This window comes from Mucilaginibacter tolerans (assembly GCF_030519375.1).
Taxonomy (GTDB): Bacteria; Bacteroidota; Bacteroidia; order Sphingobacteriales; family Sphingobacteriaceae; genus Mucilaginibacter.
The window spans coordinates 485,051-506,724 of sequence record NZ_JAUMKB010000001.1 but is presented as its reverse complement, the minus strand read 5'-3'; the positions used below and the strand labels follow the sequence as shown (position 1 = coordinate 506,724).

Annotated in this window: 17 protein-coding genes; 10 read left to right on the top strand and 7 right to left on the bottom strand. The window is 44.9% G+C overall.

Features of this window, described 5'->3' with window-relative positions; all coding sequences use genetic code 11:
• Nucleotides 1-17: 17 nt before the first annotated feature.
• A complete protein-coding gene (locus tag Q3A68_RS02470; protein ID WP_302899427.1) occupies nt 18-713 on the bottom strand; it encodes a LytR/AlgR family response regulator transcription factor in 696 nt (231 codons plus the stop codon).
• Nucleotides 713-1,894 carry a sensor histidine kinase gene (locus Q3A68_RS02465; RefSeq protein WP_302899426.1) on the bottom strand — a complete coding sequence of 394 codons (1,182 nt, stop codon included), beginning with the start codon at nt 1,892-1,894 and terminating at the stop codon, nt 713-715. The genes Q3A68_RS02470 and Q3A68_RS02465 overlap by 1 nt, the downstream gene beginning before the upstream one ends.
• A 193-nt stretch (nt 1,895-2,087) precedes the next feature.
• Between Q3A68_RS02465 and Q3A68_RS02460 the strand changes: the two genes are divergently transcribed.
• From Q3A68_RS02460 to Q3A68_RS02450, 3 genes are read left to right on the top strand one after another with little or no spacing between them, the layout of a single operon-like run.
• Complete coding sequence (locus Q3A68_RS02460; protein ID WP_302899425.1) at nt 2,088-2,999, top strand: GLPGLI family protein; 912 nt, start codon at nt 2,088-2,090, stop codon at nt 2,997-2,999.
• Between the two features lie 32 nt (nt 3,000-3,031).
• The gene (locus Q3A68_RS02455; protein WP_302899424.1) at nt 3,032-3,955 is read left to right on the top strand and encodes a GLPGLI family protein; all 924 of its coding nucleotides are present in this window, start codon (nt 3,032-3,034) and stop codon (nt 3,953-3,955) included.
• Nucleotides 3,956-3,966: 11 nt separating this feature from the next.
• Nucleotides 3,967-6,630: a TonB-dependent receptor gene (locus tag Q3A68_RS02450; protein ID WP_302899423.1), complete on the top strand. Its 2,664-nt coding sequence runs from the start codon at nt 3,967-3,969 to the stop codon at nt 6,628-6,630.
• Between the two features lie 77 nt (nt 6,631-6,707).
• Here the strand turns inward: Q3A68_RS02450 and Q3A68_RS02445 are convergent, their stop codons facing one another.
• The 5 genes from Q3A68_RS02445 to Q3A68_RS02425 all read right to left on the bottom strand — a co-directional run bounded on the left by Q3A68_RS02445 (nt 6,708) and on the right by Q3A68_RS02425 (nt 11,098).
• Nucleotides 6,708-8,045: a TldD/PmbA family protein gene (locus Q3A68_RS02445; RefSeq protein WP_302899422.1), complete on the bottom strand. Its 1,338-nt coding sequence runs from the start codon at nt 8,043-8,045 to the stop codon at nt 6,708-6,710.
• Nucleotides 8,046-8,050: 5 nt separating this feature from the next.
• Nucleotides 8,051-9,685: a TldD/PmbA family protein gene (locus Q3A68_RS02440; protein WP_302899421.1), complete on the bottom strand. Its 1,635-nt coding sequence runs from the start codon at nt 9,683-9,685 to the stop codon at nt 8,051-8,053.
• A 109-nt stretch (nt 9,686-9,794) separates the two neighbouring features.
• Complete coding sequence (locus Q3A68_RS02435) at nt 9,795-10,202, bottom strand: RDD family protein (RefSeq protein ID WP_302899420.1); 408 nt, start codon at nt 10,200-10,202, stop codon at nt 9,795-9,797.
• 3 nt (nt 10,203-10,205) lie between these two features.
• A complete protein-coding gene (locus tag Q3A68_RS02430; protein WP_302899419.1) occupies nt 10,206-10,421 on the bottom strand; it encodes a GYF domain-containing protein in 216 nt (71 codons plus the stop codon).
• 50 nt (nt 10,422-10,471) lie between these two features.
• On the bottom strand, nt 10,472-11,098 hold the full coding sequence (locus tag Q3A68_RS02425; protein ID WP_302899418.1) for a DUF4159 domain-containing protein: 627 nt from the start codon (nt 11,096-11,098) through the stop codon (nt 10,472-10,474).
• Nucleotides 11,099-11,292: 194 nt separating this feature from the next.
• Between Q3A68_RS02425 and Q3A68_RS02420 the strand changes: the two genes are divergently transcribed.
• From Q3A68_RS02420 to Q3A68_RS02390, 7 genes are all read left to right on the top strand, one after another.
• Entirely contained in the window at nt 11,293-12,288 is a 996-nt protein-coding gene (locus Q3A68_RS02420; RefSeq protein WP_302899417.1) for an AAA family ATPase, read from the top strand.
• A gap of 63 nt (nt 12,289-12,351) precedes the next feature.
• Complete coding sequence (locus Q3A68_RS02415; protein WP_302899416.1) at nt 12,352-13,236, top strand: DUF58 domain-containing protein; 885 nt, start codon at nt 12,352-12,354, stop codon at nt 13,234-13,236.
• A gap of 38 nt (nt 13,237-13,274) precedes the next feature.
• Nucleotides 13,275-14,759, top strand: a complete 1,485-nt coding sequence (locus Q3A68_RS02410) for a BatA domain-containing protein (RefSeq protein WP_302899415.1) — start codon at nt 13,275-13,277, stop codon at nt 14,757-14,759.
• On the top strand, nt 14,752-16,872 hold the full coding sequence (locus tag Q3A68_RS02405; protein WP_302899414.1) for a DUF4175 family protein: 2,121 nt from the start codon (nt 14,752-14,754) through the stop codon (nt 16,870-16,872). The genes Q3A68_RS02410 and Q3A68_RS02405 overlap by 8 nt, the downstream gene beginning before the upstream one ends.
• Nucleotides 16,869-18,638: a hypothetical protein gene (locus Q3A68_RS02400; RefSeq protein WP_302899413.1), complete on the top strand. Its 1,770-nt coding sequence runs from the start codon at nt 16,869-16,871 to the stop codon at nt 18,636-18,638. The genes Q3A68_RS02405 and Q3A68_RS02400 overlap by 4 nt, the downstream gene beginning before the upstream one ends.
• Nucleotides 18,639-18,661: 23 nt before the next feature.
• Nucleotides 18,662-20,302 carry a TldD/PmbA family protein gene (locus Q3A68_RS02395; protein WP_302899412.1) on the top strand — a complete coding sequence of 547 codons (1,641 nt, stop codon included), beginning with the start codon at nt 18,662-18,664 and terminating at the stop codon, nt 20,300-20,302.
• Between the two features lie 2 nt (nt 20,303-20,304).
• Entirely contained in the window at nt 20,305-21,636 is a 1,332-nt protein-coding gene (locus Q3A68_RS02390) for a TldD/PmbA family protein (RefSeq protein WP_302899411.1), read from the top strand.
• Nucleotides 21,637-21,674: the final 38 nt, after the last annotated feature.

Genomic DNA, 21,674 nt, shown 5'->3' with positions numbered 1-21,674 from the left:
CCCAGAACCAAAATGTTTCAGGCGATTCCCAGTCGGCTTTTCAGGCTTTCGCGATAAGTACTGCCGATAGGTATTTTTGCCTGGCCTATGGCCAACTGATGCGTCTCGATCATGGTGATGTTCCGGATAGCCACTACGTAAGATTTATGCACTCGTATAAAATCAGCTGCAGGTATCAGGTCAAAAATATCGCCCATATTCTCGCGGATCAGTATTTGCTTATCCTTCAAGTGCACAGTAATATAGTTCCCGTCTTTCTCCAGGTAAAGTATATCACCAACCCTCACCTGGTAAGTATATGGACCGCTTTTGATAAAGATACTTTCGGCTTCATCCTCTTTTGGCAATGGTTTATTTTGCAACGAAAGCAGGTTGGAAGCTTTATTAATTGCTGCTAAAAAACGTTCGAAAGTGATGGGCTTCAACAGGTAGTCGATAGCATTCAGGCTATAGCTCTCAACCGCATAATTGCTGTAAGCTGTAGTAAATATGACCAACGGCTTTTCAGCAAGCGTTTGTATCAATTGCATACCACTGATATCCGGCATGTTGATATCCAGAAAGATGAGATCGATCTTCTCGCGGTTCAAAAACTCGATAGCTTTTACAGGTTCACGAAAAGTAGCTTTCAGATTAACAAGGTCGCTCTTTTGGCAGTACCGTTCTATTACTTCCAGTGCTTTGGGCTCATCATCAATAGCTATGCAATTCATTATTCTATAGTAATTCCAAGATTGACAATATACCTGTTCTCATCGGTTATTATAAATAGCTTGTACTTCCCGGTGTATAACAGGTCCAGCCTTCTTTTCACATTCTCCAGACCGATACCGCTTTTATCACCTTCCATTTTTTTAACGCTGTAGATCGTGTTTTCGCAGGTAAAAGCCAGATGTTTGTTCTCTACTGAAATAGAAATATCAATTTCGGAAGATTGCCCTATTGCTACACCGTGTTTAAAGGCATTTTCAACGAAGGGGATGAACAGCATAGGCGCGATAAAGATGCCTTCGGTTTGCTTCGGATAGTTGAATATCACTTTTATTTCGTCATCGGCATAGCGCAATTTGTTGAGCAGGATACAATTCTCCAGGTATTCGATCTCCTTTTTCAGGGGGACATTTTCCTCATTGCTTTCATAGATCATGTAGCGCATCATGCCGGATAGCTTTGAGATACCATCGGCGAGTTCGTCGTTGCCTTTCTTCTGCGCCATCGAAAACAGGTTATTCAGCGTATTGAACAGGAAATGCGGGTTCACCTGCGACTTAAGAAATTTGACTTCCGTATCGAGCTGTACGGCTTGCAGCACCGAACGCATCTTTTCTACCCTTGCCCATTCCTTCAAAAAGAAATAAGCTATTGAAAGGCCGAACACGATAATGAAAATAAACAATATGGTGTTGGATAAACCCTCCCTGGCAAATACCAAAGCGTCGGTCCGTAGCTCGAGATTGCGTTTTACAACTGGAAGGGCTGGCGGCGTTCCTTTTTTCTGGTCGAGTTGAAATGTTTGTATAAAGGGCTGGTCGCTTTTTACTACTGACAGTTGCTGATCAAAGTAATGATTCGTCGTGAAGATGGCAGCGAAATAAGCCACAGGTATAGCCACCCTGATCAGTATATTTTTGAATTGTAGCGCCTTTTTAAATAACAAAAAGATATTGCCATAGAATAACAGGACAAGGAAACCAAGGGTGATAAACAGGTGTGCTGACAAAGTATGCCGAACGTCCTTTATCACAACAGGATCTTTTTTTATGGCTCCTACGGCGTGGTCAACGCGTATGGTTACATGCGTTTCTGTGAGCGATAGCAGCGTATAAAAAACGCCCACCCAGAACGCGACGTGAAGCACGACCTCTATCCAGTCTTTCTTCCTGATCTTAATCATACCCTCAAAAATAAAACACCGGGAATGGCTTAAAAATTAATGTTACTAAACTACTCAATAACGGTATAAACCGTTGCTTTTTGAAATCCCGAATAACAAATATCTCCATTTCGCAGATGTTACAACAGTGTTCGTACCAAAGTTTTTATTGGTTGAAGCACAAAAAATAGTATTGCTTAAAATATCATGCATTATGAATAAGCAATTACTGCTGATCGGCGCGTTACTGGCGATATGTATTACGGCTGAAGCCCAAAAACCTGATACGGTGCGGGTGCGAGTGCATTATAAGTTTACCCAGGTAAGGGACACGGCAGACCGGGCACATCCCTATACGGAGAACATGGTGTTACTGGTAGGCAAAACCGCGAGCGTTTATAAGAGCTACGACGGGCTGATGGCCGATGAGCAGTTCAGAAAAGCGTATATCAAGGCGGCGGCTAATAGCCCGGATGGGCATATGGAGATCAACAGGAGTGGCGCAGGTTTGCGTCCCCAATATTACCAGTATCCGAATGCGCAAAAATTGTTAATGAAGGATTATGTGTTTGTCACCGAATACCTGATAGCAGGCCCAATGCCTGTCATCGACTGGAAAATAAGCGGTGACACGACAATCTTCGGCGGTCTGCATTGTCAGAAAGCTGCGGGTCATTTTAAAGGCCGGGATTACATCGTATGGTTTTGCCCTGATCTGCCGCTGCATACCGGCCCGTGGAAATTAAACGGTTTGCCCGGCGTGATCGTAGACGCCCGTGATACGAAAAATGAAGTGATATTTCAGTTTGATGGTGTAGAAAAGGCAATTTTTGCGGAAGTAAAGCCCATAGTCGGTGCCGATGTAGCTGAAAAGGATATTCCCCCGATTTTAAGGGGTTTGGATGATAACCCCAATATCATAGCGCCACCGGTCAGGGCGATCAAAGCCACGCAAAACGAATACGATAAGCTGAAAGCGGGCATGCAGAAGAACCCTAATGCACTTGCGCAAGGCCTGGCAGTAGCCAATGGCGCAAGTGAGCAAGGCGATCACGTCATTACCAAAGGGGCCCCGGGTGGCCCTGCGAAAAATGTTAACCCGATAGAACTACCTGAAAAGAAATAAACCAGATCATAAGACTTAAATAACCCGTTATTATGAAAAAGCAATTAATAATAAGTACAATACTGATAGCTATTGCGGCAAGTGCTTGCGCACAAACCGACACAGCACAGGTGCTGGTACATTACAAATTCACCCACGTGCGTGATACCACCAACCGGGATCATCCCTATACCGAAAACATGGCACTGTATGTAGGCAAGAGGTCAAGTGCTTATAGAAGTTATGATAATGTGCTCGAGCAAGCCGAAGCTAAAAAGCAAATGGAGATTGCATTGGCCAGTTCGCCTGACGGCCACGTTAACATTCGCAGAAACAGGAGAGGGTCACCTTCCGAATATTACGAATTCCCCAACGAAAAAAAGCTGGCCAGGAAAGAGCCACTTATCATGGATACCTATTTGATAGATGATGTCCTCCCGGCTATGGATTGGAAAATAAGCAGTGATACCGCGACGTTCGGCGGCTTACATTGCCAAAAGGCGACGACGCATTTTAAAGGAAGGGATTATACAGCCTGGTTTTGCCCCGATATGCCGCTGCACGTTGGTCCGTGGAAGTTCAACGGTTTGCCCGGTGTCATCGTGCAGGCCTATGATGCCAAAGAGGATGTGCAGTTTATGTTCGATGGCGTTGAAAAAGTGGTTTTTACACCAAAAACAAATGACCAGCTATCAGAGCCGAAGACCGACGGCCCGGGGCCCAGGATGATAATCGTAGGTGGAGGCAGTAGCGGCGATCCCAATATCATACAACTGCCTAAAGACGGCATCAAAACCACAGACAAAGAGTTTGTCAAGTTGCAAGCCGCATTGCGCAAAGACCCCGACGCTTTTGTTCAATCTATGATGGCAGCGCGTAACGCTAACCGGCCGGCTGGTTCAGACCCAATACATATAAACATAAAGGTGGGTCCTCAGCCGGTTATCAATAATCCAATCGAGTTATCGGAAAAGTAATCATGCATATTATGCGGTTTTTGATATTGCTGTTATGCGGCCTGCTGTCGTCTGCTCTTTGTTTTGCCCAGGGAAACATTCACGGGATGGTTAAAGACAGCACGGGCAAATCCGTTCCGTTTGCTACGGTCAACCTGAAAAGCAAAACAAGTAAGGCTATTGTGGCTTACACTACAACGGCTGAGAACGGAGCTTACAGCCTGCCACTCCCGCAAGGACAAAACCCGGATAGTCTTGCAGTGGAAGTTCGTAGTATGGGTTATCAAAACCAGGTCAAAAGCATTACTGTCAATACGCCTGTTGACTTTGTGTTGCAGGCTTCGGTCAACCAGTTGCAGGCTGTTGTGATCAAAAGCAGCCGGCCTGTACTGCGGGTAAATGGTGATACGATCAGCTACAAAGTATCGGATTTTAGCAACCCGCAGGACAGGACAATTGGTGAAGTCATCAAAAAACTTCCCGGTATAACTGTAGCTGCCGACGGGACGATCAGCTATAACAACAAGCCGATCAGTACGGTGTATATCGGCGGTGATAATCTGCTGGACGATAAATACAACATTGCCACCAATACCATCCCGCAGGGCGTGGTTGATAAGGTGCAGGTGATCCAGAATGATCAGCCTATTAAAGCGTTGCAAAATAAGGTAATGAGCGATGATGTGGCCTTGAATCTGAGCATTAAAAAAGGCGCCAAACTGCAGATGGTGGGACAGGAAAGCATTGGTGCGGGTTTGCCCGGTAATTACGACGTTGAGCTGAACGCGATGATGTTCAAGGATAAATACAAAGCTATCAATTACCTGAACGGCAATAATATCGGCTACGATTTGCAGCAGGACCTGTTATCTCACAATTATAACGATTATATGCAGCGTATTGATAATAATGTGCCTGCGACAGTACTTTCCCTGGGCGCCGTTAATACACCTGCTTTAGCCGAGAGCCGGTACCTGTTTAACAAGGCCGGTATTTTAAACCTGAACAACCTCGTCAACCTGAAAAAGGGCGTTCAATTGCGCGTAAATGCTTACTATCTGCACGATACCCAAAAGCAGGATTACAGCCAGCGAACCACTGTTTTTCTGCCGGGTGATTCGGTTCATTATACGGAAACACAACACAGCCAATACAGGCCGGATATATTCCATGCTGGATTTACGCTAAATGTGAACCGGGACAAGTATTACTTGAATGACGCACTTTTAATAGATGATAACCGTTCGACATGGAATTCGGCGCTTAATACCAATGGGAATATGGTGAGACAGAATTTCCGGGATAATGTATTTAATTTCTCTAATGAGTTTAACCTGATCAAATCGCTGAAGTCTAACTATGTCATTCAGGCTTATTCTTATTTCAGCCATACTTCCGAACCCGAGACCCGAACTATTCAGCCAAATTACAACGACTCATTATTTAACTACGGTACCCCTTATTCGCAACTGGTCCAAAGCGTTAATGTGCCAACCTGGTACACCAATAACTATTTTTCATTCAAAATACCGGGGAATGTTGTTACGCAAAGTTTCAGAACTGGTTTTAGTGTGCAGTCGCAAATGCTGACATCGAACCTGAGCGTTGTTCAGAACAATAATAATTTCAATCTGGAATCAGACAGCGCGGTTAATCACCTTAACTGGATGAAGAAGAAGGTTTACACCGAGTTGGCCTATGATATTCCCGGGGATAAGCTCAAAGCCAATCTTACCCTGCCGCTTACTTTGCAGCAGATCAATTATTCCGATACGACCTATACACTGAATAGGAGCCTGACCCGCCTGTATTTCAATCCGCAGTTCAGAATGAAATACCAGGTCGGCATGGAGAATTACCTGAACCTGATGTACAGCTACCGGAACCAGGTAGGCACGATCGAAGATATTTACCAGGGAGATATCTTGAAAGATTACCGCACCTTATATGCCAATAGTCCCGAGCTGACCTTGCAGCAAAGTCAGCAAGCCGGGGCAGGATTCAATTACCGCAAGGCGCTCACTTTGTTTTTTTTCAATGTTAATGCGCTTTTTAGTCATACCCACGCCAACAATATTGCGTCGAGTGTCATAACCAACAATATACAGCAGCGCGTCATGTTACCTTATGCTAATAGTACAGACTCCTGGACGCTTAGCGGTTCGGTCAGCAAGTATTCGTTTGCACTGGCTACCACTTTCAGCGGGGGCATCCAATGGCAAAGTAACCGCTCGGTGCAGATACAGAATGATGCGCTGCTGCCTTTTAATACGGAGACAGAAAGCCTGAGCCTGGGCGCCGAAACCAAGGTTAGCGGCAAGGTCAATTTAAGCTATAAGGCTACGGGTATCCAGACCGACAGTCATTCAGTAGCGGAAGCATCTGCTTTTCACATCAACCAGTTGCAGCAACAGGCTTCTGTAAACTATGTTCCTACGGATGAGTTGCAGTTCAAAGTAGCCGGCGAGCATTATTTTACACGCCAGCAGGGAAACGCAGATTTGAAATACTTTTTTGCAGACGCCTCGGCAAAATTCAGGATCAAATCCTGGAAAACTGATTTTGAATTAAGCGCTGTAAATTTTCTGAATGTGAAAACCTATAACGCGCTGTACCTGTCGGCAAATACCCTCACATCCGGATCATACACCCTGCCAGGAAGAATAATATTGGTAAAAGTGATGTTTAATTTGTGAGTGGTTGATTAGGTTGATTAAGTTGAATGGTTGATTGAGTTAGAACTTAATCTAACCCAATCAACCTAAAACTGTCCTTAAACCGCGTCCGATAACGAAGTAAAGGTAAATTCCTTTATGCGCATCGGTGGTATTAATGCACTCGAGAATGATTCGCCGCTTACCGCGCGTTCCGGTTTGCCTAAAGCATCCAGGTTGTTCAGCATAATCACCGGACTTTCGTTGAAACGCATATTTTTTATCGGGAACTTGATCTGCCCATTTTCAATATAAAACGTACCGTCGCGGGTTAAACCTGTGAAAAGCAATGTCTGCGGATCAACCGGGCGGATATACCACATACGGGTCACCAATATGCCTTTCTCAGTTCCTTTTATCAGTTCTTCCAGCGTGGTGTTGGTCCCATCCATAATAATACTATCGGGTGGTGGCACAGCCTTCACGCCTTGTTTTTGCGCCCAATAGCGGGAATATTGCAGGTTTTTAAGTACACCTTTTTCAAACCAGCTAACTTTTTCCTGTGGACGACCATCGCCCGTCCAGCTTGAAGTGGGTAACTCCGGATTGGATGGATCCGAATAAATATTTACGCGTTCATCCACCAGTTTTTCGCCCAGCTTGGTTTTGCCACCCGGTTTGCTCAGGAAACTACGGCCTTCGTCGGCGCTGCGTGCATCCAATCCACCATAAAGCTGCTCTAAAAGTACAATGCCAGCGGCAGGCTCCAGTATAACGGTATATTTTCCCGGCTCTATTGCCTTGGCGCCTTTGGACGCCACTGATTTTTGTGCTGCTATTTTGGTAAAAGCCAGGGTATCCAGCTTGCTGACTTCGTTAAAGTCTTTGGTTGAGTAACCTGAACCTGTCCCATCCTCGCTGCGGAGAGTTATGGAAAAACTGGCATCGGTTGAAGTATTGTAGGCAAACAAACCATGCGAGTTCATCATTGCCGAAAAACTTGCACTGTTTTGCAGATATCCGGCGGCGATCAGCTTATTATCCTTTGCTATCTGCAGGGTTTCACTCACTTTATCGGTACGGAACTTTGGCGTAATATCGGCTGTGGCCTGGTCGAAAGCTTTTGAGCGTGGCGCGTAGTTTTGCGGTCCAAGGAAGGATACAAACTCGGGGTTTTCTGGTGCAAAATTGGCCAGCTCTTCTGATTGACGCACCGCCTTCTCAATGGCCGCATCGGTATACTCGTTGGTGGTGACAATGCCCAGTTTTTTGCCGTAGGCAGAGGAAACTACCATACTGGTTTGGCTAATGGAGCCGCTGGTAGAAACGGTGTTTCGTGCATAGCGCAAATTCCCGCCGTCCGAGCCGCTTATGTTTACTTCACATTCATCGGCTTTTGAATAGCTAAGCGCTTTTTTTAACAGCGTGCGGCATTCTTCTTCGGTTAAAACAGCCATATATCTTAGATTTTTCTTTTTGTATTGATTACATTAACTCCTTTAAATAATGCGGTTGATGAACCGTGCGATACGGCGCTCACCTGTTCCGGCTGACCCTTACCATCAAAGAATGATCCGCCGAGGCGATAGTCATTTTTGTCGCAGACCGCAGCGCATGAGTTCCAGAACTCCTGTGTATTGGATTGATAAGCCACATCATTCAGCATGCCGACGATCTTTCCGTTCTTGATCTCATAATAAAGCTGACCGCTGAACTGGAAGTTGTAGCGCTGCTGATCGATAGAAAAGGAACTGTCGCCAACTATGTAGATGCCTTTCTCTACATTTTTGATCATATCGTCTGGCGATAACGGTGCCTTGCCTGGCTGCAGCGATATGTTCGGCATGCGCTGGAATTGTACATCGCTCCAGCTATCGGCATAACAGCACCCCTGTGATTCTTTCAGTCCGATGATATGGGCCTGGTCGCGGATGGCCTGGTAGTTTACCAGGATACCATCTTTAATAATATCCCATTTTTTTGACTCAACACCCTCATCATCATACCCTACAGCACCCAATGAGCCGGGCTGAGTTTTATCAGCGACAATATTTACATTCTTGCTGCCGAAATTGAATTTGCCCGATTTCCATTTATCCAGTGTCAGGAAGCTGGTTCCTGCAAAGTTGGCTTCGTAACCCAGTACACGGTCAAGCTCTGAAGGGTGGCCCACAGATTCGTGGATTGTCAGCCATAAGTGGCTTGGGTCGAGCACCAGGTCATATTTACCCGCTTCAACCGATTTTGCTTTTATCTTTTCGGCCGCCTGCGGAGCGCCCGCTTTGGCATCTTCCAGCATATCATAGCGGTCGCGGTAACGGGTGGTTACACCATGTATCTTATCGCTTTCACGGGGCTCAAGATATTCATATCCCATGCCTCGTGGTGCGCTTAGCGATTGTCGGGTCTCAAAATTGCCCGTTTTATCATCAATTTTTGTGATGGCGAATATCGGCCAGATACGGTGTATATCCTGATCAATATAAGAGCCTTCGGTTGACGCAAAATATTTCTGCTCATTCACCAGGAAGATGATAGAGTTGACGTAGTTGGCACCACCTTTCATTGCGGCATCATTTACAGACAGCAGCAGGTCGGTTTTCTCCTTCATCGGTACCTCGAAGCCATTCTTTTCAATCGGCGTTTTCCAGCTTACTTCTCCATAACCTTTTTGAGGGGCTAATTGCACGGGCTCAGTTTGGATACGCGAGTTCTCTTTGGCAATGGCAACAGCCATTGCTGCAGCTTTTGCAATGCTGTCATCGTCCAGTTTGTCCGTAGCGGCAAAGCCCCAACAACCGTTGGCTATCACGCGGATGCCCATGCCGAATGATTCAGTGTCTACCAGGTTTTCTACTTTATTTTCGCGGGTAACTACATATTGGTTGAGATACCTGCCAATGCGCACGTCTGTATAAGTAGCGCCTTTTGACCGGGCCGCATTTAATGCAACATCGGCCATTTTCTTTTTGAGTGCTGTATCGGCCCCGTTGAGTATCCCGTTGTGCTGGATGGGTGAACCAAAGACCGGTATCCGGCTGAGCATAGTGGCACCAAAGCCCATGCCCGTAAGGTAAAGGAAGTCTTTTCTTTTCAAGTCAGTAATTATTAGTTACTAAAGATAGAAAGAGGCTTTAAGAATAGGAAGGGCTAATGAAAATAAAATCAGTTCTTTATCAAAAAATCACCCCATTAGGGTGATAAGCTTAGGGTTTCCTGATAATGAAAGTTTTAGCAAGCTGATCGTGCCACGCCTGCCTGTTATCGTTCCACAAAACCATGAGAAAACCTATCCAGCAAAAAAGGCCAGACAATATTTTGCCAAAATTCCGGCCTAAAGCTGTACCGAATGAAATCCGTTCGCCTGCCGCATCAACAACTCTAAGCTTACAAATAATCTTACCGATACTTCCTTGCAAATGACTTGATTCGAATGAGGCATGATAAAAAAAGAAGATCAGCACACATAACAATGTCAAACCAAGGTTTGTGTCATAGTCGGAGCTGGAGTCAAACCAATGAGCATGAATATATCCTGCAATAAGTCCCAAAATGGCTCCGATTAAGATAATGGACATGTAGTATATAATATAGTCGATAATATATGCCAGCAACCGCTACCAGAAATTGGCAAGTATTGTACGGGTTGGGTAATAAACACCCTGTGATTCAAAATAGTCTGCAAATTCAAACATGGCAGCCGCACTTTCCCATTGGTTAGTGATAGGTGAAAGTACCAGATCTTCGGCAGTGATGCCGCGATCCATTAATTCATGATGTGAAAACGGACCGATTTGTTGCCCATTCTCGATAAGGTAATAGGTGTTTAGCATTGTGAAATGGTTTCCGGAAAGTTAGCAATTTACGAGCCAAATAAAAAAGGCTATGAGTTCAGCGCGTACATAATGATATTAACACCAAATTTGGTATTGTCCTCAGCAAGAAAACGCTTGTTGCGGTAATCATAATCCCATTCGCAGCCATAATCCTTGTTACTGTATAAAACAGCTATCCGCCCATTGATTTCAATAGCTTTCAGGTAATCGTGCACCAGGTCGTCGCCCCAACCATTCAGTTCAAAGGAGGTAGTTGGCGGCCCTTTGTCGAAACTGAAAAAAGAGTGGTATATTTTGTGGCCGTTCGGAATCTTCTTCAACGCTGCTGGCCCGAAAATGGCTGTCATCTGTGCCTCGAACGATTTAGCAAAGAGCCCATCAATATCATGGTTACAGTCATCGGCAAAAACAAAACCGCCGTTTTGAACGTATTTTTTGAAGTTCGTGCGTTCCTGCGTATCAAACTGGACCAGTTTATGCCCGCTGATGTAGGCAAAGGGATAGGAGAAAATATCGTTACTGCCTAGTGGTATTACCTTTTCATGCGGATCGAACGGGATGGTAGTATACTCCAATAAAGAATTAAGAAGGTTTGACGGCATGCGCTGATCGGTATCCCAGTCGCCCGAGTGATAACTAAAACGCATGAAAGTAAACTTCGATCCGAACGACATTATTGAAAATTTAAAAGTGGTACAAAATTTTATGCGAAACTCACTTTTGTTTGTGAGGGCTGTAAAGTTTTGGATACTTTGTTTGATTTTTGATAAAAACGCATGGTATTTAGCCAAAAGGGTAATATCTTGTGTTACTTAACAAAATTATCAGAGCGATGGGTTTCAAACCCATTGCTAAATAACAAATAACCTTGGAGCTAACGGAAAAAGATATAAAAACATTACTTGCCAAACTCCCTTTGCTGAAGCAGGAGATACAGAAGGTGATTGTAGGGCAGGATCATATACTGGAGGAATTGCTGGTAGCTTTTCTGGCAGGGGGACATTGCCTGCTGGAGGGTGTACCCGGACTGGCAAAAACGCTGATCGTGAAAACGATGTCGCAGGCGCTGCATTTGTCGTTCAGGCGCATACAGTTTACACCCGACCTGATGCCAACGGATATTATCGGTACAGAAGTTTTGGAGGAAGACCATACCACGGGCAAACGTTTCTTTAAGTTCAATAAAGGGCCATTGTTTGCCAATATTATCCTGGCTGACGAGATCAACAGAACGCCACCCAAAACCCAGTCGGCATTGCTGGAGGCCATGCAGGAGTTTGAGGTGACCTACGGCGGGCAAACTTACCCGCTCTACAGGCCTTTCTTTATCCTGGCTACCCAGAACCCGATTGAACAGGCAGGTACCTATCCGTTGCCGGAAGCGCAATTAGACCGTTTCCTGTTATTGGTGAAAATCGGTTATCCTACGGCAGAAGAAGAATTTGAAGTGCTGAACCGCACAACGGGGACGCAAAAAGCGGATGTGAAAACAGTGATCTCTGCCGGTGAAATTTTGCAGGCACAGGCTTTGGTACGACAGGTAAATATCAGCGAAGATCTGATAAAATATGTAAGCCAACTAATTCGTGCTACACGACCAGATACAACTGAAGTAGATTATATAAAAGAATGGGTGAGGTGGGGGGCCGGCCCCCGGGCCGGACAGGCACTGATACTTACAGCAAAAGCAAGAGCTCTACTAAAAGGCAGGTACTCGGTGACAATGGAAGACCTGCAAACCATGGCGGCCCCGGTTTTGCGCCATCGTATATTGTTGAACTTTAAAGCCGAAGCGGAAAATATTACGACAGATATGGTAACGGCCGAATTACTGCAGGTAATAGAGCGGATGAGCCCGATTTAATGCGGTTGATGCAGGGCGGCAGGCGTTAAATAAATTCGAAATTGAAAATCCGAAATCAAAATCATGCAGCTTGACCCAAAAGTATTGATGACGATTAAGAATTTGCCTTTACTGGCGAAAACCGTTGTTGATGGCTTTATGATCGGCTTAAATAAGAGCACGGTGAAGGGTCCGGGACTGGAATTTAGCCAATACCGCAGTTATCAGCCGGGAGATGACTTACGTTGGCTTGACTGGAAAATGTACGCGCGGTCCGATCGGTATTATATCCGTGAGTCGGAAGTTGAAACGAGTATATCTGTCCGGTTTTTGATTGATGCCAGTGCCTCAATGAATCATAAGGATAGCAATGGCATCAAGAAAATAGATTATGCACGGTACCTGGCAGCCTCGCTTGCTCACTTAGCTAATTCGCAGGGCGATTCGGTGGGATTATATACTTTGGCCGACGGACAACTGTTTTCGCTGGCGTCTAAAGCGGACCCGCAGCATTTGCAGCGGTTGTTTTATCAACTGGATCAGATACAACCTGCCGGTAGGTTTACACAACCTGTTCATTATAAAGAGCTGTTTGCCGGGTCAGGGCGAAAGGAGTTGCTGATATTTATTACCGATATGTATCAGGCTGATGGTGAGATCAGCAGGTTGCTGGATTCATTATCAGCACTAAAACACGAGATCATTGTTTTTCATCTGATGGGACAAAATGAGATCGATTTTAACTTTGAAGGCTACGGCGCTTTGGAAGATCTCGAAACCGGCGAAACAATTGCCATTAACACAAAACAGGTGACCGATGAATATAAAGAAGCATTGGAGAAACATCTTTCCGCCCTCAGAATGCAACTGCTCGGTAAACGGATATTTTACAGAATGATCAGCACCAATCAGCCATTGGATGAAGCTTTAAGAGACTTTTTGATACAAAGAAACAAGGGTTATGTGTAACACTTAACACCACCAACTGACCACTCACTACTTACAAAATGATTTTCCTCCACCCCATATGGTTTTTTGCATTGGCGGCGATAAGCATCCCCGTAGCAATACACCTTTGGAACCTTCGGAAAGGAAAAACGCTGAAAGTCGGCAGTATTGCGCTGGTAACAGCAGCATCGCAAAAAAGAAGTCTGAGTTTACGATTGAGCGACGTGTTGTTGTTGATTTTGCGCTCGGTGTTGCTGATTTTATTAGTCTTCGTTTTGGCAATGCCTCTTTTGAGACCAAATAACGCTTCATCCAAAACAAAGGGCTGGATACTGATCCCAAAAGAAAGCGTGAAAGAGGTGTATCAGAAATTCAAACCAAAGATCGATTCGCTTATCAAAGCGGGGTTTGAATTTCACTATCTTAATAAGGGTTTTGTCAAAGCTGATTTTAATAAAGTTTTGACCGATGCAGGGCATTATTCTAATGTCAACGCTTCTTATTGGAGCCTGATGCAGCAGTTGAACGGACAAATTCTGTCATTACTGCCTGTTTATGTTTTTACATCGAATAGTGCAACTCATTTTACAGGAGAAAGACCGCAGATATCTTTAAATCTTCATTGGCAAACTTATGCACCTGCTGATTCAACAAGCAGGTGGATCGCAAAAGCATGGCTGACGAACGATGGCGATGTCGAAGTAATAGAAGGCGGCAGTAACCCGTCTGGTACATCTTATAAAAGTTATTCGATCCATTCAGGCGATCAGTCAACTAATTTTACAGTGCATTCCGAAAATGGGAGGCTATCCATTGGACTAAAAAGTTCAAATGAGTTACTGCCTGTTGATACTTCCACCTGGCGACTTTCGATTTATGCAGATAAAGGCAGCCCCGATGCAGGATATTTAAAAGCGGCTTTACAATCCATTATTCAGTTTACTAAGCACAAAGCGGTTGTAAAGCAATATGCCGATGAGAGTCAGATACCGTCGCAACAAAATTGGTTGTTCTGGTTGTCCATTAGGCCGATTAGCAAACAATTGCTCTATGACAACTTATTTACTTATCAAAATGGTAAAATCAGCCGTAGTAACTCATCGATAGAAGCTAAAACGTCAGATCAAAAAATTGCTTTGTATAAGATAATCGCTGCGAAGGATAACGGGTTTACCTTATGGAAAGATGGTTTTGGCGATCCGGTTTTGAGTTTGGAAAAACAACCGGGTAAAAACTTATATCATTTTTATAACCGTTTTGACCCGGCATGGAGCGACCTGGTTTGGAATGACGAGTTCCCGAAAATGTTGTTAAAGCTGATCATCGGTGCCATAACAGAGCCGGATGCTAAATACGATAAACGGATTTTGAGTGATCAGCAGATAATGCCGACGATTACCAATGAGCGTCCGGTTTCGATCGGAGCGGCAACGAATCATATCGATCTGTCGCGATATATATGGTTGTTGATGGCGCTGATTTTATTTGCAGAGCGATGGCTGGCGCATAAAACTAAATTCAAACCACTGGTTCAAAATGGCTGAGGACGGGAAAAATAAGGTTGACCAGTTAAGGCAAAGGTATATTGTGTACCAGTTGCTGGCCGATGCTTTTTTTGCAGCTGCCCTGGCCGCCTTGATTTGGAGTTTTGGCTATACACTTTACGCCCTGTCATGGATTTGGGGCGTGCTGATCTTTCTGCTGATCTATGGTTTTGGCCTGTTACTAAGCCGATGGTGGGAAGTTGGTACAAGGCCGATTATTACTTTTTTGGATCTGAAATACCCCGACCTGGAAGAGAGTAGTGGGTTGGTGCTGAAAGAGTCATCGACTTTAAACCCCCTCGAAAAAATGCAATTGGCGCACGTTGAAGACATTTTGGAGTCTGTGCCATTGACTCAAAAACAGTTTGCTTACCGTCTTCGCTTAGGTATTTTATTTTTCCTGGTGATGCCGATTTTTTGTTGGGAAATTACCTGGTTGCACAATGATTGGAGGATTGGGAAACTCAAACAAAACACTTCTATAGTCAGATCATTGAAAAATAATATTGTCGAAAAGGTGTTGCCGCAGGTGAATGCAGTCACTATAAAAATTTCACCGCCCGCCTATACCCGCAAAGCTTGGCGCGAACAGGATAAATTTACCATAGAAGCTGAAGAGGGCAGCATGACTGCCTGGAGATTGAGCTTGAATGTTCAGGCTAAAACGGTTGAACTGATCTTTAATAATGGAGATAAATTGTCGTTGAGAAAAGCTGCAGGTTATGATTATGAAGGGCAAAGACGGATTACTAAATCAGGGTTTTACCAGGTAAGTATCGATGGTAAATTGTCCGATCTTTATCAATTACAAGCCATAAAAGATAATCCCCCGGTTATCCATATTAAAACGCCGCAGCAATATACCTATATCGATGCGGGCGAAGTGCCGCGCGTAACCATCAATGCCGCTTTGGATGATGATTATGGCATCAGGAATGCTTTTATCTACACAACCCTTGCCAAAGGAAGTGGCGAAGCGGTGAAATTTAAGGAGCAAAAAATCGATTTCGGAGCCTCTTTTAGCGGCCAGAACCCACACTATGATCTTCAAAAAATGATCAGTCTTCCCCCGCTCGGTATGCAACCCGGCGATGAACTTTATTTTTATGTTCAGGCACAGGATAACTACAACCAGCTGAGCCGAAGTGACGTGTACGTTGTTTCCCTGCAGGATACCGCACAATTGTTAAGTATGGATGGGCTGATCGGCGGTGTGAGTGTAAAACCTGAGTTTTTCAGGAGTGAGCGGCAGATCATACTTGACTCAGAAAAATTGCTGCGCGACAAGGATAGCACCAGCAAGGAGGCTTTTAATACCCGAAGCAATGATCTGGGTAATGACCAAAAGATATTGCGCTTGCGTTACGGTAAGTTTTTGGGTGAAGAAGCTGAATCAGACATCAACCCCAAAGAGGAACAGAATGATGCGGTATCTGATCCAAAGAACTTTGGTAATGCGGCTGTAGTGCTGGATAAATATTCCGATAAACACGACAACGCTGAAGACGCGCAGTTTTTTGATCCTGGGGTAAAAGCGCAATTAAAGGCGACTCTAACTGAAATGTGGAAGGCCGAATTACAACTCCGTTTATATAAACCTGAAGCGGCCTTACCATTTGAGTATAAGGCTTTACGATTGCTGAAAGACTTGCAGCAAAAATCGCGAGTGTATGTGGCTAAAACTGCTTATAATCCTGCGCCATTAAAGATGGAGAAACGATTAACGGGTGATTTAAGCAAAATTATTCAGCCGACAGATCATCAAATAGTAAAACCAGGCAGCGATGAATATCGCGCATTGAAAAATGCTGTTGGTGTTTTGGAATCCTTGCGATATGAAAAGATTAGCAGTAATGTGTATATCCATACACTGCAACTGGCCAATCAGCAATTGAGCGAAAGGGCATCGGCACAACCCGAGCTTTACCTGGCTGCTGTGAGTGCCTTACGTAAAATTATTTCTACAGGAAGGGCAAAAAAGACTGACATTAGCACTGTTGAGAAGGCTATACATAGACTATTACCTGTCGGTAAGTTGCTTCCATCGGCTTCACAAAATGCGGTCGATATGGGCCTTTCTTCCGGATACTATAAAAACCTGGACAACAAATGAGCTGGACTGTCATCGTTTTAATCATTTGTTGTTTGCTTGCTGCCTTTGCTGTGTGGAAGGAGGTTGGCCGGCCAAAAAAAGTACATTTAGCTTTACGGATCATCGCTTCCATATTGGCGGCTGCTGCATTTGCTTGTATTATATTGCCAATAAGCTATGACAGGGAAATTTATGTTTCTGACGATCATGCAGCGGTTTTACTAACTCCCGGCTTTAATCCGGACAGTCTGAACAATGATAAACGTGACCAGCTATTTACCACGGATAAATCGGTTCAAAAATCTTACCCGCAGGCAAAGCTGATCCGTTTAGATGAGCTTAATACCGATAGCCCGGCATTTAGCAAAGTGCACCTATTTGGATATGGATTGAACAACGAAGAACTGACTCAACTAAATCATTTACCAGTAGTCTTTCATCCATTATCAGTGCCAAGCGGTATCAGCCAGGTTAATTGGAATCAAAAACTAAAATCAGGCGAGCGTTTGACGGTACAGGGTAGCTACAACAACACCGGCTCAAAAACGGTAAAATTGATTTTAAGGGGATTGAGCACGCAACTAGATACGGCTATTATTCCGGCTAAAAGTAATAAACAATTTGAACTGACCACAGTTCCCAAAAGTGAAGGAAGAGTTGTTTATCATTTGCTGACGATAACCGGAACAGATACACTTGAAAATGAAAACCTGCCTGTGGAGATCGACCCGGTTCAGCCCTTGAAAATTCTGATCCTGTCTGCCTCCCCTGATTTTGAAACCAAATTTTTGAAAAACTGGCTTGCTGAGCATGGATACGAAGTAGCTGTACGATCAACCATTAGCAAGGACAAATTCAGTAGCGAATATGCGAATATGCAGGCTGTTAAATTAGAACACTTGAATGCAGGTATGTTGGAGCAATTCGACGTGGTGATTGGTGACTTGTCAGTGTTGAAAACAGAAGGAGCCTTAAAATCAGAGGTGACTCAAAAAGGCTTAGGTGTTATCATTCGTGCTGACACTCTATCAAAGGGTTCATCGTGGCTGCAAACAAATTTTCCTCGTGAAAAACTGCCGGTTAAAAATCTATCGCCTGTTGCTTTAAGTATCCGGGGAAGAAAGAATAGATCAGCTCCGCTAAAAACTGAGCAGACTTTTATTCGCGAAATGACTGCTACTCAGTCGTTGGTGAGCGATGCGCAGAATCACAGTGTGGTAAGCTCATCTATGGCGGGTTCCGGTCATTTAGTGTTTACAGCGGTCGCCAATTCATACAATTGGATGCTTGCCGGAGATAAGGATGATTACGCCGCATTCTGGTCGCTGCTGATCAAAAATGCGGCACGTAAAGTTCCGGTTTCAGAAAGCTGGTCTGTCGCAGAATTCCCAACGGTGAGTGAGCCAATTGATCTGCAGTTGCAATCAGGTCAAATTCCGGGAAAGATCATTGCAGATAGCGCTGTTATTGCTCCGGTTCAAAATCCGGATGTCCCTTTTGAATGGAGTAATAAGTATTGGCCTATAACTACAGGATGGCACAGTATCAAACAAAACAATGGACAGCCTCAATGGTATTACGTTTATGGCAGGTATGATTGGGAACCCGCAAAAGCCGCTGAAAAACTAGCCGCAACACGCCATTATACAGAAACCTATCCGGCAAATAGCTCTGTAACAAAACAGATACACGAAAAGATGCGGATTGAGGTGCCGAAAATTTATTTTTATCTGCTGCTATTGGTGGCGTGTGTGTATTTGTGGGCAGAGGGGAAATTAATTAACTGAACAAATCATAAAGGAGAATTAACTTGAGAAGACGAGATTTTATCTATCTGTCGGGCTTGGGTGCGGGCGCTATGTTGCTGCCCGACCTAAAGGCTTTCGGAAAATCCATCGACCCGCAGCAATTGCTGGATGGGGGCATCGATGTAAAAGCCAAAAAAGAATTGGCCGATGTTGCCTTAAACACCGCCAAATCAAAAGGAGCCAGTTATGCTGATATCCGTATCGGCCGCTACCTGAACCAATTTGTTGTTACCCGCGAAAATAAGGTGCTGAATGTAGCAAATACCGAATCGTTTGGTGTGGGCATCCGTGTTATTGTAAACGGTTGTTGGGGGTTTGCGGCAGGCAATGTGGTGACGAAAGATGGCGTTGCCAAAACCGCTGAAAGAGCAGTTGCGGTAGCAAAAGCAAATGCCAAAGTGGGTGGAGCACCGGTACAGCTTGCTCCGCAGAAAGGTTACGGAGAGGTAAGCTGGAAAACACCGATCGAGAAAAACGCATTCGAGGTGCCTATTAAAGAGAAAGTCGACCTGTTGCTGAATGCCAATTCAATTGCCATGCAGGGCGGGGCCAATTTTGTTAACTCCAACCTGTTCATGGTGAATGAGCAGAAATATTTCGCTTCAACAGACGGCTCTTATATCGATCAGGATGTTCACCGCATCTATCCCGCATTTAATGTCACTAAGATCGATTCAGCACAAGGAAGTTTTGAAACGCGTCGTTCGTTAAGCTCGCCTGTAGGCATGGGTTATGAATACCTGAGTCCGCTTGACAGCGAGAAAGTAACTGGCGTCACCACCCGGTACAAGCATCGTTACGATATGCTGGAGGATATGAAAGCTGCTGCCCAACAGGCAGGAGAAAAGATAAAAGCTAAATCAGTCGATCCGGGAAAATACGATGTGGTACTGGATCCAAGTCATTTATGGTTGACGATACACGAGTCAGTAGGCCACCCGACCGAACTGGACCGTGTATTAGGTTATGAGGCTAACTTCGCCGGAACCAGTTTCCTTACTCTGGATAAATGGAAATCGGGGAACTTCAATTTTGGCAGCAAGCAGGTAAACATTGTAGCCGATAAAACCCAGGTAGGCTCCTTAGGTGCAGTGGGTTATGATGATGAGGGCGTAAAATGCAAAAAATGGGATCTGATAAAAGATGGCATCCTGGTAAATTACCAGGCCATCCGCGACCAGGCGCATATCATCGGACTAAAAGAATCACAAGGATGCTGTTACTCACAAAGCTGGCAGGATGTACAGTTCCAGCGTATGCCGAACGTGTCGCTGCAGCCGGGCAAAACGCCGCTGAGCGTGGACGATATGATCAAAAATGTAGAGAAAGGGATTTACATAATTGGTGATGGCTCATTCTCTATCGACCAGCAACGCTACAACTTCCAGTTTGGGGGACAACTATTCTACGAGATAAAAGATGGTAAAATCGTTGGTATGCTGAATGATGTGGCATACCAGGCCAACACCCGTGAGTTCTGGAACTCATGCGCGCAGGTTTGCGATGAAAAAGATTACCGTTTAGGTGGTGCTTTTAACGACGGAAAAGGTCAGCCAAGCCAGTCGAGTGCGGTATCTCATGGGTCATCCACCGCATTGTTTAAAGGAGTTAATGTAATCAACACAAAAAGAAAGATCGGATAGTCATGCCTATATTAAGTAAAGAAGAAGCACAGGCGATATTGAAGAAGGTGCTCAGTTATTCAAAAGCCGAAGAATGCGAAGTGAGCCTGAACGGCAGCGAAGGTGGCAACATCCGTTATGCGTTAAATGCGGTTTCAACAGCAGGGGACATCAGCGTGATGGGACTTGCGGTAACCTCGGTTAACGGCAAAAAAGCCGGAACTGCAACCATAGATGAATTTGATGATGCTGCTTTGGAGCGCGTAGTTCGCCGCTCGGAAGAACTGGCGCAACTGGCTCCGCCTAACCCGGAATATATGCCGCTACTTGGTCCGCAAACATTTGCTGAGTCGATTACCTATAACGCAAATACCGCAGCTATAACGCCTGAAAGCCGCGCCGAAATGGTGGCCAAAAGTCTGTCGGTTACCAAAGAAGCAAAGCTGACGGCAGCAGGTTTTCTGGAAAATTCCTCAGGCTTTAGCGCGATCATGAACTCGAAAGGGTTATTCGCTTACAACAAAGGCAGCGATGTTACTTTTTCGGTTACAACGCGTAATGAAGAGGGTACAGCCTCTGGATATGCAGCACGCGGTTTTACTGACGTAAGCAAACTGGATACTCTTTCAGCCACCAAAGTTGCCGCAAGTAAAGCAACAGGCTCGGTAGGAGCGAAGGCTATTGAGCCCGGAAAATATACTGTAATCCTTGAGCCGGTTGCCGCCACATATATGCTGGAAAATATGTTCCGCTTTGATGCGCGCAGCGCCGATGAAGGCCGTAGCTTCCTGAGTAAAAAAGGCGGAGGCACGCGATTAGGTGAACAATTAGTGGATGAAAAAGTGACCATCTATTCAGATCCCTTTAACACGGAGCTGCCTTCTGCTACCTGGGGCGGGGATGGTTTGCCGCGCGAGAAAACCGTGTGGATCGACAAAGGCGTCCTGAAAAATCTCTCCTATTCCCGTTACTGGGCCGATAAAAAAGGTGTAAAGCCATTGCCGGGACCTGCCAATATTATTATGGAAGGCGGCGACGCAACTATCGAAGATATGATCAAAAGCACTGAAAAGGGTATTTTGGTTTCGCGTCTATGGTATATCCGCATGGTAGATCCGCAATCATTATTATTGACTGGTTTAACCCGTGATGGCCTGTTTTATATCGAGAATGGTAAGATCAAATTTCCGATCAAGAATTTCCGATTCAACGAGAGCCCGGTGATCATGCTGAACAATGTGGAGGCACTAGGTAAGCCCGAAAGGAGCATCAGTGTAGAAAGCTACCGCAGCTACCTGATCCCACCGATGAAGATCAAAGAGTTTACTTTTACCTCACTTTCTGACGCAGTTTAGTCAGTCTGCATTTGATGAGACTTACGAAGTTTTCAAAA

Coding starts and splice junctions, on each gene's coding strand:
- Q3A68_RS02410 (WP_302899415.1), top strand. CDS start 13,275: ATGATTTTCCTCCACCCCATATGGTTTTTTGCATTGGCGGCGATAAGC.
- Q3A68_RS02405 (WP_302899414.1), top strand. CDS start 14,752: ATGGCTGAGGACGGGAAAAATAAGGTTGACCAGTTAAGGCAAAGGTAT.
- Q3A68_RS02460 (WP_302899425.1), top strand. CDS start 2,088: ATGAATAAGCAATTACTGCTGATCGGCGCGTTACTGGCGATATGTATT.
- Q3A68_RS02425 (WP_302899418.1), bottom strand. CDS start 11,098: ATGTCGTTCGGATCGAAGTTTACTTTCATGCGTTTTAGTTATCACTCG.
- Q3A68_RS02450 (WP_302899423.1), top strand. CDS start 3,967: ATGCGGTTTTTGATATTGCTGTTATGCGGCCTGCTGTCGTCTGCTCTT.
- Q3A68_RS02400 (WP_302899413.1), top strand. CDS start 16,869: ATGAGCTGGACTGTCATCGTTTTAATCATTTGTTGTTTGCTTGCTGCC.
- Q3A68_RS02390 (WP_302899411.1), top strand. CDS start 20,305: ATGCCTATATTAAGTAAAGAAGAAGCACAGGCGATATTGAAGAAGGTG.
- Q3A68_RS02415 (WP_302899416.1), top strand. CDS start 12,352: ATGCAGCTTGACCCAAAAGTATTGATGACGATTAAGAATTTGCCTTTA.
- Q3A68_RS02470 (WP_302899427.1), bottom strand. CDS start 713: ATGAATTGCATAGCTATTGATGATGAGCCCAAAGCACTGGAAGTAATA.
- Q3A68_RS02430 (WP_302899419.1), bottom strand. CDS start 10,421: ATGCTAAACACCTATTACCTTATCGAGAATGGGCAACAAATCGGTCCG.
- Q3A68_RS02445 (WP_302899422.1), bottom strand. CDS start 8,045: ATGGCTGTTTTAACCGAAGAAGAATGCCGCACGCTGTTAAAAAAAGCG.
- Q3A68_RS02465 (WP_302899426.1), bottom strand. CDS start 1,894: ATGATTAAGATCAGGAAGAAAGACTGGATAGAGGTCGTGCTTCACGTC.
- Q3A68_RS02455 (WP_302899424.1), top strand. CDS start 3,032: ATGAAAAAGCAATTAATAATAAGTACAATACTGATAGCTATTGCGGCA.